The sequence below is a fragment of the Paraoerskovia marina DSM 21750 genome, from assembly GCF_000701465.1.
Classification (GTDB): Bacteria; Actinomycetota; Actinomycetes; order Actinomycetales; family Cellulomonadaceae; genus Paraoerskovia; species Paraoerskovia marina.
In genome coordinates, this window is record NZ_JNIY01000003.1 from 1,200,708 (window position 1) to 1,216,413 (window position 15,706).

The window sequence follows — 15,706 nt, forward strand, 5'->3', positions numbered from 1 at the left end:
TATGCCTGACGCGACCCGCACCGGGGCTTCCCGCCGCTAGGATCGTGGCCGGGAATCCAGAACGGCACGAGAGGCACACGTGGTCATCGACACAACGGGCGAAGGATCCGGCGGGAGTGCGCTTGTCGGGGCCGACGACGAGCTCGTCGTCCTGCTCGTCGAGGACGACGACGGCGATGCGTTCCTCGTCACCGAGCACCTCGCGGACGCTGCGCTGACGGTCGTCGTCAGGCGCGCGACGACGCTCGACGACGCGATCTCGACACTCGGCGACCGCTCCGTCGACTGCGTCCTGCTCGACCTCGGACTTCCGGACGCGGTCGGGCTGGACGCCGTCACGCGGCTCCGGGCACTCCCGTGCGCGCCGGCACTCGTCGTCCTGACGGGCCTGTCCGGGACGGACGAGGGGGTCCGCGCCGTCGCGGCCGGCGCCGACGACTATCTCGTCAAGGGGGAGGTCGAGCCCGACCTCCTCGGGCGCTCCGTCCGGTATGCCGTGCAGCGCCGTCGGTCCGAGGCCCAGCAGCGTGCGATCTACCGCAGCCAGATCCGTGAGGCGGAGACGATGCGGCTCGAGCGTGCGCTGCTGCCGACGCCGCTGGTCGACGACGACGACCTCGCGGTGCTCGTGGGATACATCCCCGGGGGCAACGGACTCCTCGGCGGCGACTTCTACGACGCGGTCGAGCTGGTGGACGGGCGGGTCGTCTGCCTGATCGGCGACGTGGCGGGCCACGGACCGGACGAGGCCGCGCTCGGTGCGACCCTGCGGACGGCCTGGCGCACGCTGGTCGTCAGCGGTACGGCGCCGGCCGACGTGATCGGTCACGTCGAGCACATCCTGACGCTCGAGCGCGATCGTCCCGAGATCTTCTCCACGCTGTGCCAGGTGGTCGTCGCACCCGACAGGCGCTCGGCCGATCTCTACCTCGCCGGGCACCTCGCACCTCTGCTCATCGCCGAGGGCAGGATTGCTCCCGTGCCGTCGACGGCACGCGGACGGGCGATGGGGGTGCCGTCAACAGGTGGCTGGCAGGCGCTGACGATCCCTCTGGCGGCACCGTGGAGCCTGCTCCTGTACACGGACGGGCTGGTCGAGGCGACCCTCGCGGGAGTGGAGGTCCAGGGCCTGGACGGCCCACGCCCGCGCCGGGCGCGGCTGGGTCTGGACGGCCTGGCGTCGACGGTCGAGCGCGTGCTTGCCGACGGACAGTCGAACGTCGTCGAACGAACCCTCCGGGCCGTTCGTGACGTCCACGGCGGTCCGCTCGACGACGACGCCGCGGCCCTCCTGGTCGGATGGGCCGGCCCGGGCGAGGCCGGCGAGCGTGCGTCGACGACGGCCGAGGACGCGGGGTGGGGGAGATGAGCTCGAGGCGGACGTTGCGGCGGTGGTTGCGACGGATCTTCGTCGTCGCGGGCGTGCTGCTCGCGATCGTCGTCTCGGTGGCCGGCTACGCGCTCGCCGAGGTCGTCGACAGGCAGGACCTCGTGACGGAGGGCTACTACGACGCGCTGCACGAGGCGGAGAACCTCAACCTCGCGCTCGTCGACACGGAGGTCGCGGTGCGCAGCTTCGAGCGGACCGGAAACACCGTGTCCTTGGAGACCCTCGAGAACGGCGTGCTCGCCGGGGGTGCCCCCGACCTCGAGAGCGGGGCGATCGCCGCGCTGGCGGAGGACGAGCCGGCGATCGAGGCCGCGTGGGCGCGTGCCGCGGCCGCCGTCGACGTCTGGTTCGTCGGCTACGTCGAGCCGGCCGTCGCGTCGGAGCAGGCCGGAATGCCCGTCGACACCGTCTCGGACGGACTGTACCGAGACGCTCGGACGGCGACCGACGACCTGATCGAGGTCCTGGAGTCCGAGCGGGCCGCGAACCTCGCCGTCCTGGACCGGTGGACGGCCACGCTCTTCGGCGCGGTCGTCCTTCTCGCCCTCTGCGCGATCCTCGTCTCGGCATGGTTGTGGAGCATGGTCGAGCGTCGTGTCACCAGACCCGTCGCGGACCTCGCGGCCCAGGTCAGGCACGCCGCGACGGACTCGCCCGAGACTCCGATCCAGATGGAAGGTTCGGGCGAGGTCGTGGGGCTTGCCCGTGACGTCGAGCTGATGCGACGCACCCTCGTCTCGCGGACGGCCGAGGTCGAGGTCTCGCACGCCGAGGTGGCCGCGTCGCACACCCTGCTCGAGCAGCAGGCGGCAGCGCTGGAACGGTCCAACCGAGACCTCGAGCAGTTCGCCTACGTCGCGTCCCACGACCTGCAGGAGCCGCTGCGGAAGGTCGCGAGCTTTACGCAGCTCTTGAAGAAGCGGTACGGCGGTCAGCTCGACGAACGTGCCGACCAGTACATCGACTTCGCGGTCGACGGTGCCAAGCGGATGCAGCGCCTGATCCAGGACCTGCTCGGGTTCTCCCGGGTGGGACGGACCCCGGCCCCGCGGACCGACGTCGACCTCGCGCACCTTCTCGACCAGGTCACGAGCGAGATGTCGGAGCGGATCGAGGAGTCCGGTGCGACGGTCTCGGCCGACGCGCTTCCGACGGTCCGTGGGCAGGAGGTCCTGCTCCGCCAGCTCCTCGTCAACGTGGTGGGCAACGCGATCAAGTTCCGTGATCCCGACCGGGCGCCCGAGATCACGCTCGCCGCACAGGACCTTGGTTCTGCGTGGGAGATCACCTGCACGGACAACGGCATCGGGATCGACCCGCAGTACGCGGACCGGGTGTTCGTGATCTTCCAGCGTCTGCACGCCAAAGAGGTCTACGAGGGGACCGGCATCGGACTGGCGATGTGCAAGAGGATCGTCGAGTTCCACGGCGGCGACATCAGTGTCGAACCGGCCGGGACGGGAGGGACGACGGTCCGGTGGACCCTCGCCCACGAGCCTGAGCCCGAACCGGTGCCCCACACGGCGGACGTCGACGACGACGGGAGAGCGGCGACCGTCGGATAGGCTCAGCCCCGGTCGGTCGCCCGTGGCGGGCGGCTCAGGCGAGGAAAGGGTGTGTATGACGGAGAACCGCGGTATCGACGTCCTTCTGGTCGAGGACGATCCCGGTGACGTCCTCATGACGCGAGAGGCGTTCGAGGACCACAAGCTCACCAACCGCCTGTCCGTCGTCTCCGACGGTGTCAGCGCGATGAGCTTCCTCCGCAAGGAGGGAGAGTTCGCCGACGCGCCCACGCCCGATCTCGTCCTGCTGGACCTCAACCTGCCACGGATGGACGGCCGCGAGGTCCTCGCCGAGCTCAAGGCCGACGACCGCCTGCGTCACATCCCCGTCGTCGTGCTGACGACCTCCGAGGCCGAGGAGGACGTCCTGCGGTCCTACTCGCTCCACGCCAACGCCTACGTCACCAAGCCGGTCGACTTCGACCGGTTCATCGACGTCGTGCGTCAGATCGACGACTTCTTCGTCACGGTGGTCCGCCTCCCCGGGCACTGACCGCCCCGCCTGGAAGAAAACAGGCGATCTGCGTGTTCCTGGTAGGACATGGCCGTGCCCTGACGGGCCAGATCTGATCTTGAGGTGACCCGGTGCTTGATCCACGCGACATCTATACGGTCGACGAGGAAGCCGTCGACCGGCTGTTCGACGGCGCCGCGGGTTCCCCCGGTCCCGGTGCGGGCCCCGTCCTCGTCTACGCGCTCCGCGGCTACGTCGACGCAGGAAGCACCGGCACGTTGGTGCTCGACCACCTGCTCGACGAGTTCGAGTCGACGACGATCGCCACGTTCGACGCCGACCAGCTGATCGACTACCGGTCCAAGCGGACCTCGATCACCTTCGACACCGACCACTGGTCCGACTACGTCGAGCCTGTGATCCGGCTCGAGCACCTGCGTGACGCGGAGGGGACCGGGTTCCTGGTGATGCGCGGGCCCGAACCCGACCTCCAGTGGGAGCGGTTCGTCGCCGCGACGACCCAGCTCGTCGACCGGCTCGCCACCCCCCCCGCAGTCACGGTGCACGGCATCCCGATGGGGATCCCGCACACGCGACCCCTCACGACGACGACGCACGCGACGCGACGCGAGCTGCTCGGCGAGGCCCGTAGCTGGTTCGGGCGGGTCGACGTACCCGCCAGTGCGGCGGCGCTGCTCGAGCTGCGGCTCGGGGAGGCGGGCCACGACGCGGTCGGCTTTGCCGTTCACGTCCCGCACTATCTGTCGCAGTCGCCCTACCCGCCGGCCGCGGTCGCGGCCATCGACCACGTCGAGCGGGTGACCGGTCTCGACCTGCGCGTGTCGAGCCTCGACAGCGCGGTGCTCGAGACCGCCGACGAGGTCGAGCGGCAGGTCGCGGAGTCGGACGAGGTGGCTGCGGTCGTGCGGGCCCTCGAGGAGCAGTACGACGCGTTCTCGCGCTCTGTGGGCGAGTCGAGCCTTCTGGCGCAGGACGCGCCTTTGCCGACTGCTGACGAGATCGGCGACGAGTTCGAGCGGTTTCTTGCCCAGCAGCGGGACGACTGACCCCCGTCGTCCCGGTGTTTTTTCCCTAGGCATGGCGCGGTGTGCAATTCTCGTGCCAGACTGGGGTCGGCGGCACGCTTCTGACGAAGGACGCCGTTCCACCGGATCGGCGTAGGGCCGACTAACAAATTCCCTTCGGGGAAGAAGGACTGAGGATCAGCATGGTGCAGGGTTCCGTGAAGTGGTTCAACGGCGAAAAGGGCTTCGGCTTCATCGCCCAGGACGGCGGCGGTGACGACGTGTTCGTTCACTACTCCGCAATCGAGACGCAGGGTTACCGCACCCTCGAAGAGGCCCAGCGGGTCGAGTTCGAGGTGACGCAGGGCCCCAAGGGTCCGCAGGCAGAGCAGGTTCGCCCGCTCTGATCTCACTCTCCACGACGGGCCGTCCTCTGACGAGGGCGGCCCGTCGTCGTGTCACGGGCCGGGGTCGTCGTGTCGAGGCGCGGCGGTCCCGCGCAGGGCCTCGAGTCCCGGGCCGGTCACGAGGTGTGCGGGGACCGGCTGGGTGCGGAGTGCACGCCCGAGCGCCGCGTCGTCGAACGTGTGCACCCGCGACGCCGCGACGACGAAGTTCCCGTAGCGGCGTCGCTTGAACAGGGCGGGCTCCGCGACGACGGCGACGTGCTCGTCGGACAGGCCCGCGGCCCGGAGCGTCGCGAGTTCGGACGCGAGTCCGGCGAGCGGAGGGCGATCTGCGCAGTTGACCAGATAGATGCCGTCGTCCCTGAGCACCCGGAGGACGTCGTCGGTCGCCTCCACGGTCGTCAGGTGCGGGGGAGTCGTCGCCCCGTCGAAGACGTCGCGGACGACGAGATCCGCGCTTCCGTCGCGCAGCGTGGCCACGGCCGCACGCGCATCGCCGGCCCGGAGCCGAAGCCGTGGGGACCGGGGCAGGTCGAACCATTCCCGTACCCGCTCCATCAGGACGGCATCGACGTCGACGCCGAGCTGACGGGACCCTCGGCGGGTGTGGTCGATGTAGCGGGGCAGGGCGCAACCCGCCGCGCCCAGGTGAACCGCCTCGAGGGGGCCGTCGAGCAGGTCGACGAGCGCTGCCATCTGCTGCATGTACTCGAAGGCGAGGAAGCCCGGATCGTCGAGGTCGACGTACGAGCTGGGCACGTCGTTGACGACGACGGTGAAGGCACGGGGGCGGTCGGGGTCCCGCTCGAGACGGGCCGTTCCCGTCGTCGTCGGGACGTCTCCCTCGGGGAATGTCGGTGCCTCGGTGGATGCTTGACTTCGTCGACGGGAAGAGCCGTTGGTGCGAGAGCGGTGGGCCACCTGCACACCGTATCGGTTGCCGGTTCACGGTCTCTGACCGACGAACCCCAGGCGGGAAGGGTGCACGATGATGAGTCAGCCGACGTCGCGGTCAGCTCGGCCCGCGGACCTCGGGTCTCGCGGGCTGGTCCGCGCGGACGCGGAGCTGGTCTGCGCGCGCCGAGCCACGGATCCGGCCGAGAAGTTCCTGCACGCGCATCTCGCGGCGATCCGTGCCGCGTCGGCGGTGCTGGAGGCTCGTGGTCGGCCGTCGCCGCGGACGGGCGCACGGACCGTGTGGGAGATGTTGGCACGTGTAGCACCGGATCTCGGCCGCTGGTCGATCTACTTCGCGTCAGGAGCGAAGATCCGGGCCGCGCTCGACGCGGGTCGCTTCGACGTCGTCGACCGTGCTCGCGCGGACGAGCTGGTGGTCTGTGCCGAGGACTTTCGCGACGAGGTGGCGCTTCTCCTCGATCCTCGAGCAGAGTTCGTCCGATATCCGCTGCACCTGGTGGTGCCCGGCGCCTGAGCCGAGGGATATGTCCGAGAACTGCTCGGAGGTGCACGAGATCCCTGCGCCGGGTCCGACGTCGGTATGCACTTCCGAACTGCTCTCGAGTTCGACTACCCCCTGGGGGGAACTCGAACTATCCTGGGTACCTATCGTCGACGTCGTGTAACCGGAGGTTCCGATGCCCCTTTCTGAGTATGAGCAGCGGGTGCTGGATCAAATGGAGCGTGCGCTGACTTCCGACGACCCCCGACTCGCGACGACGATGAGGTCGAGCGGTCCGCGGTCTGGCCTGCGGTGGGTGATCGCCGGCGTCGCAGTGGTCGTCGGCCTCCTCCTCCTGGTCGTAGGAGTCTCGAGCGAGCCGCTCATCGGCATCCTGGGCTTTGCCATCATGTTCGCCGGTGTGCTCTACGCGTTCACCGCCCCACGCAAGTCCGAGGCTGGCCCCGCGGGAGTTGTGGACGAGGACGGCAAGGTCGCGTCTCGACCGCAGACCGCGAACGTGACGACGGAGAAGCGCAGCTTTTTCAGCCGACTCGAAGACCGTTGGGATCGTCGGCGCGGCGAGGGTCGCTGATTCCACGATCCACCGCGGCGGTCAGGCGGTCGACCCGCTCCGACACTTCTGCCACGGTGGCCGGGTTTCCGGCCGACGCGTCGTCCCGCGGTGCGTAGCGTTCTTGCTCGACGACGGTCGAGACGACGGTGAGGTCGTCCGCGACCGCTGCACGTGAATCGGCGCCCACCCCGAGCTGGTCGAGGTAGGCGTCGACCGCGCCCGGAAGACCGTGGGGGGTCGTCGACGGCGACCACACGAATCCCCGTAGCTCGAGCTGCTGGCGCAGCCGCTCCCACTCCGAGTCGAGCGTCTGTACCTTCTCGTCAGTTCCTTGTCGTCCACGGGCGAGAAACAGGAGAAGGGCGAACCCGGCGGCGACGAGGAGGAACCCGGCACCGACGAGACGCGGCATGGTCGACGTGGTCGTGGTCGCCACGGTGGTGGTGGTCGTGACCTCTCGGTCGTCGGTTCGCGGCGCCGAGGTGGACTCGTCGGAGGTCGTCGGGGTCGGTTCGGACTCGGTCTCGACCACCGGCGCCGATCCGGTGCGGTCGAGCAGGGGATCAGCGTAACCAGGGGTGGGTCCGGTCTGGGTGGCGGGTGTCGGCTCGAAGCGCACCCAGCCCGTCCCGGGGAAGTACAGCTCGGGCCAGGCGTGTGACTTCTCGCCCGTCACCACATAGGTGTTCCCGCTCGTTCGGTCACCGGCCAGGAATCCGACACCCAGGCGCGCGGGGATGCCCAAGGTTCGAGCCATCACCGTCATGGACGTGGCGAACTGGACGCAGTAGCCGTTCCTGTCCTGCAGGAAGTCCCATACCGCGTCCCCCGTGACGGCGTCGGCCACGTCCGTCGTGTAGGTGAAGTTCTCCGAGTCCCGGAACCAGGTCTGCAGTGCCATCGCCTGGTCGTAGGGGTCGTCGGCCGACCCCGTCACGCTCCGCGCGAGCTCGGCGATGTCGGCCTGGTGGGCGCTCTCCGGTACGTCCAGGTACCTGTCGTCCACGGCCAGGGGGCCGCTCGAGCCGCGCAGCGTGTCGGCGCTCAGTGCGCGTGGATCGGTCGCGACCTCGTACGACATCCCCTCGCGGGACGACGTCGTGGCGCGGATCTCGTCCTGCGTGGCGGCGTAGCGCCACTCGCCGTCGACGTCGACGGAACGAGGCTCCACGGGAATCGGGAGCAGGGAGTCTCGATAGCTGTCGAGGGTGATCGAGACGCTCGTCGGTTCTTCGGTCGCGCCCACACGCTCGGGCCACAGCTGCTCCTGCGCCGTGAACAGGTCGCCCGAGGACGAGTCGCTGCGTAGCCAGCGCACGCCGTCGAAGGCCGACGCGGTGTACACGCGGAGCGGACCGAGACTGCGTGCGTTCTCGCCGGAGTAGGTGAGCACGACCTGGTCGGAGCGCTCGTCGAGGTTCCGGCGCATGTCGAGGTCGTCCGAGAGGCGGACGGCGCTGCCCTGGGAGGCGAACGCGTCCGACCAGGAGCGTGGAGCGAGCGGACCTACGCCGCTTGCGATCCCGCCGAGCACGAGCGCGCCGGCCGTCACAGCGGCCGTCGTCGCCAACGTCGTGGTCGACTGCACCGTCTGGGCAGCGCCGTCCTGAGGCGTCGCGTGCGGGTCGATCGCCAGGAGAGCGAGCAACGGGGCGATCGTGAGCGCCACGGGGGCCGCGCCGATGTCTCCGTCGATCACGAGCGCGGGAATCCAGAGGGCGAGGAGCGGCAGCACCGTCATGGCCGGGAGCCGGAGTCCGACCGCGAGCAGGTCGGCGACGAGGAAGCAGGCCACCGCACCGAGAACGGCCACCAGCTCGACGGGCGTCGTCGGTACGACCGGCGCCACCTCGCTGTTGACCGTCTCCGCGGCGGCGCGGAGCAGGTCGGCCAGCCGGCCGAAGTTCCCGAGGCCCACGACCGGGTCGAATCCCTGCGTCCGGCCGCCGTAGGTACCCAGGACCAGCCACAGCGCGACGAGCCCGCCGACGACGCTGGGCAGGAGGGGCCAGCGGAGTGCCTGTCGTGGCGCCTGTCGGGAGAGGAGCGCGCGAGTCAGAACCACGGCCGCGGCAGACAGCAAGGTGATGCGGGTGGCGGATCCCGTCCACGCTCCAGGCTCGATGATCGAACCCAGTGCGTGCACCGAGGCGAGTGTCGCGATCACGACCAGGACGGTCGCGACGACCTGACCGGCGGGGCCCCTCATCGCGCTGCCTCCATGATCTGGTCCCACGTCTGGGTCACCGTGGCGTGGCGTGGTGCGGCGATCGCGATCCAGCCGGCGCGCCGGAGCGCGTCCGCGGTGCTCTCTGCGTCGAGGAGATCGTCCGGGTTCCGGTCGGGCGCGACGACGACGGCGTGGTGGGTCCCGGGGGTGGCCAGCCCCGCCACCGCTCGCCGTGCCTGGCCCGACAGCGGCGCGAGCACCGCGAAGACAAGCTCGCCCGGGTCGTGCGACGCGCGAAGCCTCGCCACCGTCGCCGCGATCGACTCGGCACGGTCGGCGGCCCCGGAGTGCCCGACGAGGTCGACGGTCGAGTCGACGATACGGTCCCGGCCCTCCGAGGAGCGCGCCATGACGTACTCGTCCGTTCGTCGAGGCCGCGGCGCCGTGACGACGAACCGTGTGCGTTGGCCCCCGGCGAGCGTCGCGACCGCTACGGAGACCGCGAGCTCGAGCGACCACTCGCCGCTCGCGGTCCTCGCCCCGGCGTCGCCGGGCACGAGGAGCCCCCGGTCGAAGAGGACGGTGGCCGGAGAGGTCGCCGACGACTCGTCCGCCCGGACGATGAGTCGACCGCGCCGCGCCGCGCTCGACCAGTGGACCCGGCGCGGGTCGTCGCCGACGACGTAGTCGCGGACCATCGTGTCGTCGGGGGACGGCGCGCGGACACCGACGGACGAGGTCCGGGAGTTCTCGAACGCGCGGTCCGGCTGCACCGGCAGCTCGTGGACGCGGGGGCGGACCACGACGGTCAGCGTCGCGCCGAGCGACTGGCGGGTGCGGACAAGTCCGAACACGTCTGTCTGGGTGACCCTGAGCGGCCCGAGCGGCCACCGTCCGCGGAGCGGGGGACGGAGCGGGTAGGAGACGTCGAGGTGCTGGGGGGAGGTCCTCACTCGCGCGTCGAGAGCACGACCACGGGTGAGCTCGGTGGCCGCCTGTTCGGTGAGCCGCAGTCGCGCGAGCCTGGCACGGGAGAGCGCTGACGTGCCCGCAGAGACACGGAGGTGCGCGATCGTCGGCCGGTCGCGGGTGGTCGGCGCGGGCTCGACACGGCGATGCACGTGGACGGCCGCGGAGCCGCGGTCGAGGCGACTCACCGACGCGACGACGATGGCGACGAGGCATGCGAGCACCGCGCTGCTCCCCAGCGCCACGAGGTCGGAGAGGTCCAGGACGACTCCCGTCGCGACGAGGAGCAGTCCACCGATCACCAGCCCGACGCCGCGCGACGTGAGACGGACACGACGTGAGTGACGTCCCACGGTGCCCTACCTCCGGTGGGCCGGAACGGGCGTGGTGCGTAGGACGTCGAGGATCACGTCGTCGGTCGAGCGACCGTCGAGGCGCGCCTCGGTGCGCAGGACGACGCGATGCGCAAGGACGTGCGACGTCATCTTCTGTACGTCGTCGGGCAGGACGTGGTCGCGCCCGCTGATCGCGGCGTGGGCGCGCGCCGCCGCGAGGAGCTGGAGCGACGCACGGGGAGAGGCGCCGAGTCGGAGATCGTCCCGTGTCCGCGTACCGGAGACGAGATCGACGACGTACTGCTTGACGGCCGCCGACGCGTACAGCGCGGCGACGCGGTCGCGGAGCGCCTCGATGCCGTGTGCGTCCGTCACCGGCGTGATCCGTTCGAGCGGGTCGCCCGAGTCGCGGTCGTCGAGCATGGAGACCTCGGTCGCCGAGTCCGGGTAGCCGACGGCCACCCGGGCCATGAACCGGTCGCGCTGGGCCTCGGGGAGGGCGTACGTGCCCTCCATCTCGACGGGGTTCTGCGTGGCGACGACGAAGAAAGGCCTCGGGAGCGGGTAGGTGGTCCCGTCGACGGTCACCTGCTGCTCGGCCATGCACTCCAGCAGCGCCGACTGGGTCTTCGGGGAGGCGCGGTTGATCTCGTCGGCGATCACGATGTGCGCGAAGACCGGGCCGGGGCGGAACTCGAACTCGTGCCTCTCGGCGCGGTAGACGCTCACGCCCGTCAGGTCGCTCGGCAGCAGGTCGGGCGTGAACTGCACCCGTCCGACGTCCGCCGAGACGGTGCGCGCGATCGCCTTCGCGAGGGTCGTCTTCCCGACGCCGGGGACGTCCTCGACGAGGAGGTGGCCGCGGGCGAGCAGCACCGCGAGAGCTGTCGTGACGACGTCGGACTGACCGACGACGACGGCGGAGACCTCGGCATGGATCCGGTCGACCACGCCGGCCAGGTCGACCGGTCCGGGTGACAGTGTCGCCGTCGTGGAGAGCGGCGCGTTCTCGTGCAGCACGGGGGCCCTTCGGCTCGACGTTGAGGGGACTTCGAGACTAGTCGATGCGGCGGAGCCCGGCGGTTCGAGTCTGCCCCCCGAGACCGCTCCACATCGCTCCACGGGGCGCCGTGGGTCGGTGCGGGGATCGCCGGCCGGGGAGCGCCGGGACAGGATGAACAAGGGCAGAGTAGGTATACCGGACATTTAGAGTTCTCGAGGACCTCAATCCCACGCCAGGGCCTCCCCGGGTATCCACAGCACTTGACCTGCGGCGATGCATGTTTTTCACCCGTCCTGCACAACTTCTGACGCGCTTTGTGGAGCGAAGTGGAGTATCGTGGAGGACATGGGAGCGGAAGGGTGGTGGTCGTATGAACGAGGCGTTCGCGGGATCGCTCAGCCCGCTCCTCGGCACGTACACGCCCCGGCTCGACGAGAAGGGTCGGTTGATCCTTCCGGCGAAGTTCCGGACGCAGTTCGCTCCCGGCCTGGTCATGACGCGCGGCCAGGAACGATGCCTGTATCTCCTGCCGATGGAGGAGTTCCGGCGCATGTATGAGCAGATTCGCCAGGCGCCGATCGCGAGCAAGCAGGCGCGTGACTACCTCCGGGTGTTCCTCTCGGGGGCGAGCGACGAGATGCCGGACAAGCAGGGTCGGGTCTCGATCCCGGCGAAGCTGCGGGAGTACGCCGGTCTCGGTCGGGACGTCGCGGTGATCGGTACCGGGACGCGCGTCGAGGTCTGGGACGCCCGGGCCTGGGACACATATCTCGAGGAGCAGGAGGCTGCGTACTCCGAGACGTCGGAGGAGGTGCTCCCGCCTCTCACCTTCTAGCTGTGGAACGGACGCGACGCGCTGCATGACATGCCGCACGACGAGGCCTCCTCCCGCTCAGTCTGACGCACTTCCCCGGCGTCAGAAGGTTCGCGGAGGGAGACCTGGTCGGGTGGCTCTCGATCTGGAGGAGAACCGATGAGCACGAACCGTGAGAGCACGGGTCGACCCGAGGGCGCCGAGGGGCGCCATGTTCCGGTCCTGCGCCAGCGGTGCGTCGACCTGCTCGCGCCGGCGCTCCGCACGCCCGACGCCGTGCTCGTCGACTGCACGCTCGGGATGGGCGGTCACACCGAGGCCGTGCTCGAGCAGGTCCCCGGCGTTCGTGTCATCGGCATCGACCGTGACCCGCAGGCGCTCGACCTGGCGTCGGAGCGTCTCGCTCGGTTCGGCGGCCGGTTCCTTCCCGCGAGAGCGGTCTACGACGAGATCGCCGACGTCGTGTCGTCGCACGACCTGCCCGGCGTCCAGGGCGTCCTCATGGATCTCGGAGTCTCCTCGCTCCAGCTGGACGAGACCGAGCGAGGCTTCTCCTACGCGCACGACGCGCCCCTGGACATGCGGATGGACCAGAGTGCGGGCATCACTGCGGCGGAGGTCCTTAACACCTACGACGTGGGGGAGCTGACCCGTGTGCTCCGTGAGTACGGCGAGGAACGGTTCGCCGGGCGTATTGCCCGTGCGATCGTCCGTCGCCGCGAGATCGAGCCGTGGTCCCGGACCCACGAGCTCGCCGACGTCGTGCGCGCCAGTGTCCCGGCGGCGACGCGACGGACCGGCGGCAACCCCGCCAAGCGGACCTTCCAGGCGCTGCGTATCGAGGTGAACGGCGAGCTCGACGCACTCCGGCGCGCGGTGCCGGCCGCCGTCGAGGCCCTGGACGTGGGTGGGCGCATCGTCGTCGAGTCATATCACTCCCTGGAGGACCGGATCGTCAAGCAGGTGCTCGCCCGCGGCGCGACCTCGAGCGCGCCGGCGGGCCTTCCCGTCGAGCCGGAGACGCACCGTCCCTATCTGAAGCTTCTGACGCGCGGCGCGGAGGAGGCAGATGCCGCCGAGGTCGAGCAGAACCCTCGGTCGGCGTCCGTCCGACTTCGTGGTGCCGAGCGCCTGCGCACCACCCCTGACCACATGAGCCACCAGGAGTCACGATGAGCATGAGCCGTGCCACGGCACCCCTGACCTCCGCCGCGCCGGTCGCGGCGCCCCGGCCCCGACTCCAGCTCGTCCGAACTCCCGACCAGGCCCGGTCCCGTGGCCCGTTCATCGTTCTGTGCATGTCGATCCTCGGCGGAGCGCTTCTGTGTGGTCTGCTGTTGAGCACGACCATGGTGAGCGGGTCGTTCGAGATGCGGACCTTGCAGAGGGAGTTGGGAGCGGTGGCCCAGGACACGCAGGACCTGCAGATGGACGTCGACAGCGCGTCGGCGTCCCTGCACGAGCGGGCGACGGCGCTGGGCATGGTCCCGGCGGAGGACCCGGTGATGGTCACTCTTTCGGGTTCCGCTCCTGCGGCGCAGGACCTCGAAGGCGCGTCCGAGTCGCCGTGAGCCCGCGTTCTTCGGGGTCGTCGACGCCGTCGGGCCGTGGCGCGAAGGCGTCGACGACCCGTGCACGCGTCGCAGCCTCGCGCCCGGCGGCGGGAAGGACGCGGGCAACGGCCGCGTCACGGACGCCGGCACGTGCGGGTACGCGTCGGCCCGTGCCCGTCTCCGCCCGGCGGGTCCCGCGTTCGCCCGGCGACCCCGCGAGACGGCAGCGCCTCCTCGTCGTCGTGGCCGCGGTCGCCATGGTGCTGATCGCCGCTCGGCTCATCTACGTCCAGGGAGTCGCGGGACCCGCGCTCGCCGAGAGGGCGCTCGACGAGCGCATGCGGACGGAGGTCCAGGCCGCGCACCGCGGCGACATCACGGACGCGAGCGGTGACGTGGTGCTCGCGACCTCCGTGGACCGCTACACCATCGCCGCTGACCAGCTCGCGATCGAGAACTTCGTCCCCGACTCGAGGCACGAGATCGACGGCGAGGTCGTCGAGGGCAAGGGCGCCGTGGCGGTCGCGCGGCTGCTCGCCCCGGTGCTCGGACGCGACGCGCCCGAGCTGGCGGCGGAGCTCGTGCCTGCGGTCGGCACAGACCCGGACCGCAACCACGTGCTGGCCAAGGACGTCGTCCCGGAGGTGCAGCGGGCGATCCTCGACCTCAGCCTTTCGGCCTACATCAGCACGACGCTCGAGAGCGAGCGGGTCTACCCGGCGAAGACGACGGCGGGCAACATCCTGGGATTCCTCGGCGACGAGGACGGGGCGCAGGTCGGGCGCGGGGGAGCCGAGCTGATGTTCGACGACGTCCTCAGCGGCACGTCGGGCTACGTCACCTACGACTCGGCCCGCGGTGGGCAGCAGATTCCGGGTGCGTCCGAGGAGCGCGTCGAGCCGGTCCCGGGTGACGACGTACGTACGACGCTCGACCTCGACGTCCAGTGGAAGGCCCAGGACGAGCTCGAGAAGGCCGTGCAGGACTCGGGAGCCGAGTACGGCATGGCGGTGGTCCAGGACGTTCGCACCGGAGACGTCGTCGCGCTGGCCGACTCGGGAACCCCTGACCCGAACGACCGCTCGTCCGCGGCGGTCGCGAACTCGAGCCGGGTCGTCTCCAACATCTTCGACCCCGGGTCGACCGGGAAGGTCATCACGATGGCGGCCATCCTCGACCTCGGGATCGCGACGCCGACGAGCGAGTACGAGGTGCCGTACTCCTACACGACGTCGAACGGCCAGACGTTCAGCGACTCGCACGAGCACCCGGTCCAGAAGCTCACGCTCGCCGGGATCCTGACGACCTCGTCCAACACCGGGACGGTCATCGTCGGGCAGGAGATCCCCAAGCAGGTCCGCTACGACTACCTGAGCAAGTTCGGGTTCGGCAGCTCGACGGGTCTGGGCCTCCCGGGCGAGTCGGCCGGGATCCTCCGGGACCCCGACGACTGGGACGGCTCGACGGAGTACGCCGTTCTCTTCGGCCAGGGGCTCGCGGTCAACGCGATGCAGATCACGAGTGTCTTCTCCACCATCGCGAACGGCGGTGTCCGGATGGAGCCGAACCTCGTCGAGGGCACGGTCGACGCCGACGACGTCTTCCTCGCGACCGACCGGGGCGAGGGCACTCGTGTGATCGACGAGGAGACGGCCGACACGGTCCTGCACATGATGGAGGGGGTGACCAGCGGAGAGGAAGGCACGGGCAAGAAGGCGACGATCCCCGGATACCGGGTCGCCGGAAAGACGGGAACAGCCCAGGTCCCGGGCCCGAACGGTGAGCTGACGGGAATCATGGCGTCGTTCGTCGGGGTCGCGCCTGCCGACGATCCGCGCTACGCGGTCTCGGTCTTCCTCAAGGACCCGTCCAGCTCGATCTTCGGGGGCGACGTCGCCGCACCGGCGTTCCGCGACATCATGGCCTTCGCGCTCGAGCAGGCCGACGTGCCTCCGAGCGAGACCCCGTACGAGCCTCTTCCCGAGACCTGGTGACGACGTGCAGCGCGCGGTCGCCGGGGCGCTGCACAAGGTAGGTTGTGCGAC

15 protein-coding genes are annotated in these 15,706 nt (G+C 70.3%); 11 read left to right on the forward strand and 4 right to left on the reverse strand.

The genetic code is table 11. The annotated features are described in order from the left end of the window. The first annotated feature begins 79 nt into the window (after positions 1-79). The 5 genes from Q343_RS0105695 (at position 80) to Q343_RS0105715 (ending at position 4,841) form a co-directional block, all read left to right on the forward strand. Positions 80-1,369: a PP2C family protein-serine/threonine phosphatase gene (locus tag Q343_RS0105695; RefSeq protein ID WP_248616742.1), complete on the forward strand. Its 1,290-nt coding sequence runs from the start codon at positions 80-82 to the stop codon at positions 1,367-1,369. Further along, a complete protein-coding gene (locus Q343_RS0105700; protein ID WP_081829667.1) occupies positions 1,366-2,955 on the forward strand; it encodes a sensor histidine kinase in 1,590 nt (529 codons plus the stop codon). The genes Q343_RS0105695 and Q343_RS0105700 overlap by 4 nt, the downstream gene beginning before the upstream one ends. 55 nt (positions 2,956-3,010) lie before the next feature. After that, positions 3,011-3,448 (forward strand): response regulator, encoded by a 438-nt coding sequence (locus tag Q343_RS0105705; RefSeq protein WP_029252625.1) that lies wholly within the window; start codon positions 3,011-3,013, stop codon positions 3,446-3,448. Positions 3,449-3,540: 92 nt separating this feature from the next. Beyond that, positions 3,541-4,476 carry a PAC2 family protein gene (locus Q343_RS0105710; RefSeq protein ID WP_029252626.1) on the forward strand — a complete coding sequence of 312 codons (936 nt, stop codon included), beginning with the start codon at positions 3,541-3,543 and terminating at the stop codon, positions 4,474-4,476. 161 nt (positions 4,477-4,637) lie between these two features. Then, complete coding sequence (locus tag Q343_RS0105715; protein ID WP_029252627.1) at positions 4,638-4,841, forward strand: cold-shock protein; 204 nt, start codon at positions 4,638-4,640, stop codon at positions 4,839-4,841. A gap of 51 nt (positions 4,842-4,892) precedes the next feature. On the opposite strand, the gene Q343_RS0105720 is transcribed toward Q343_RS0105715, so the two are convergent. Beyond that, positions 4,893-5,762 (reverse strand): spermidine synthase, encoded by an 870-nt coding sequence (locus Q343_RS0105720; RefSeq protein ID WP_029252628.1) that lies wholly within the window; start codon positions 5,760-5,762, stop codon positions 4,893-4,895. A gap of 67 nt (positions 5,763-5,829) precedes the next feature. Here Q343_RS0105720 and Q343_RS0105725 point away from each other — a divergent pair, with 67 nt between their 5' ends. Further along, positions 5,830-6,273 (forward strand): SAV_6107 family HEPN domain-containing protein, encoded by a 444-nt coding sequence (locus tag Q343_RS0105725; RefSeq protein WP_043109292.1) that lies wholly within the window; start codon positions 5,830-5,832, stop codon positions 6,271-6,273. Between the two features lie 163 nt (positions 6,274-6,436). After that, entirely contained in the window at positions 6,437-6,835 is a 399-nt protein-coding gene (locus Q343_RS0105730; protein ID WP_029252630.1) for a DUF3040 domain-containing protein, read from the forward strand. Here Q343_RS0105730 and Q343_RS0105735 read toward each other — a convergent pair. Genes Q343_RS0105735 through Q343_RS0105745 form a run of 3 tightly spaced genes read right to left on the reverse strand, consistent with a single transcriptional unit; the run spans position 6,786 to position 11,311 of the window. Further along, positions 6,786-9,026, reverse strand: a complete 2,241-nt coding sequence (locus Q343_RS0105735) for a transglutaminase TgpA family protein (RefSeq protein ID WP_029252631.1) — start codon at positions 9,024-9,026, stop codon at positions 6,786-6,788. The two genes, Q343_RS0105730 and Q343_RS0105735, sit on opposite strands and share 50 nt — an antisense overlap. After that, positions 9,023-10,309 (reverse strand): DUF58 domain-containing protein, encoded by a 1,287-nt coding sequence (locus Q343_RS0105740; protein ID WP_029252632.1) that lies wholly within the window; start codon positions 10,307-10,309, stop codon positions 9,023-9,025. Before Q343_RS0105740 ends, Q343_RS0105735 begins: the two co-directional genes overlap by 4 nt. 6 nt (positions 10,310-10,315) lie before the next feature. Further along, entirely contained in the window at positions 10,316-11,311 is a 996-nt protein-coding gene (locus Q343_RS0105745) for an AAA family ATPase (RefSeq protein ID WP_248616743.1), read from the reverse strand. A gap of 353 nt (positions 11,312-11,664) precedes the next feature. Between Q343_RS0105745 and mraZ the strand changes: the two genes are divergently transcribed. From mraZ to Q343_RS0105765, 4 genes are all read left to right on the forward strand, one after another. Then, positions 11,665-12,129: a division/cell wall cluster transcriptional repressor MraZ gene (gene mraZ, locus Q343_RS0105750; RefSeq protein WP_029252634.1), complete on the forward strand. Its 465-nt coding sequence runs from the start codon at positions 11,665-11,667 to the stop codon at positions 12,127-12,129. 138 nt (positions 12,130-12,267) lie between these two features. Continuing rightward, on the forward strand, positions 12,268-13,284 hold the full coding sequence (gene rsmH, locus Q343_RS0105755; protein WP_029252635.1) for a 16S rRNA (cytosine(1402)-N(4))-methyltransferase RsmH: 1,017 nt from the start codon (positions 12,268-12,270) through the stop codon (positions 13,282-13,284). Next, entirely contained in the window at positions 13,281-13,679 is a 399-nt protein-coding gene (ftsL, locus tag Q343_RS0105760; RefSeq protein WP_155990635.1) for a cell division protein FtsL, read from the forward strand. Before rsmH ends, ftsL begins: the two co-directional genes overlap by 4 nt. A 152-nt stretch (positions 13,680-13,831) precedes the next feature. Beyond that, positions 13,832-15,655, forward strand: a complete 1,824-nt coding sequence (locus Q343_RS0105765; protein WP_052366882.1) for a peptidoglycan D,D-transpeptidase FtsI family protein — start codon at positions 13,832-13,834, stop codon at positions 15,653-15,655. Positions 15,656-15,706 lie beyond the last annotated feature (51 nt).

Excerpts from the sequence above, each read along its gene's own strand:
- Q343_RS0105700 (WP_081829667.1), top strand. The coding sequence starts at position 1,366 with ATGAGCTCGAGGCGGACGTTGCGGCGGTGGTTGCGACGGATCTTCGTC.
- Q343_RS0105705 (WP_029252625.1), top strand. The coding sequence starts at position 3,011 with ATGACGGAGAACCGCGGTATCGACGTCCTTCTGGTCGAGGACGATCCC.
- Q343_RS0105715 (WP_029252627.1), top strand. The coding sequence starts at position 4,638 with ATGGTGCAGGGTTCCGTGAAGTGGTTCAACGGCGAAAAGGGCTTCGGC.
- Q343_RS0105725 (WP_043109292.1), top strand. The coding sequence starts at position 5,830 with ATGATGAGTCAGCCGACGTCGCGGTCAGCTCGGCCCGCGGACCTCGGG.
- Q343_RS0105730 (WP_029252630.1), top strand. The coding sequence starts at position 6,437 with ATGCCCCTTTCTGAGTATGAGCAGCGGGTGCTGGATCAAATGGAGCGT.
- Q343_RS0105735 (WP_029252631.1), bottom strand. The coding sequence starts at position 9,026 with ATGAGGGGCCCCGCCGGTCAGGTCGTCGCGACCGTCCTGGTCGTGATC.
- mraZ (WP_029252634.1), top strand. The coding sequence starts at position 11,665 with ATGAACGAGGCGTTCGCGGGATCGCTCAGCCCGCTCCTCGGCACGTAC.
- rsmH (WP_029252635.1), top strand. The coding sequence starts at position 12,268 with ATGAGCACGAACCGTGAGAGCACGGGTCGACCCGAGGGCGCCGAGGGG.
- ftsL (WP_155990635.1), top strand. The coding sequence starts at position 13,281 with ATGAGCATGAGCCGTGCCACGGCACCCCTGACCTCCGCCGCGCCGGTC.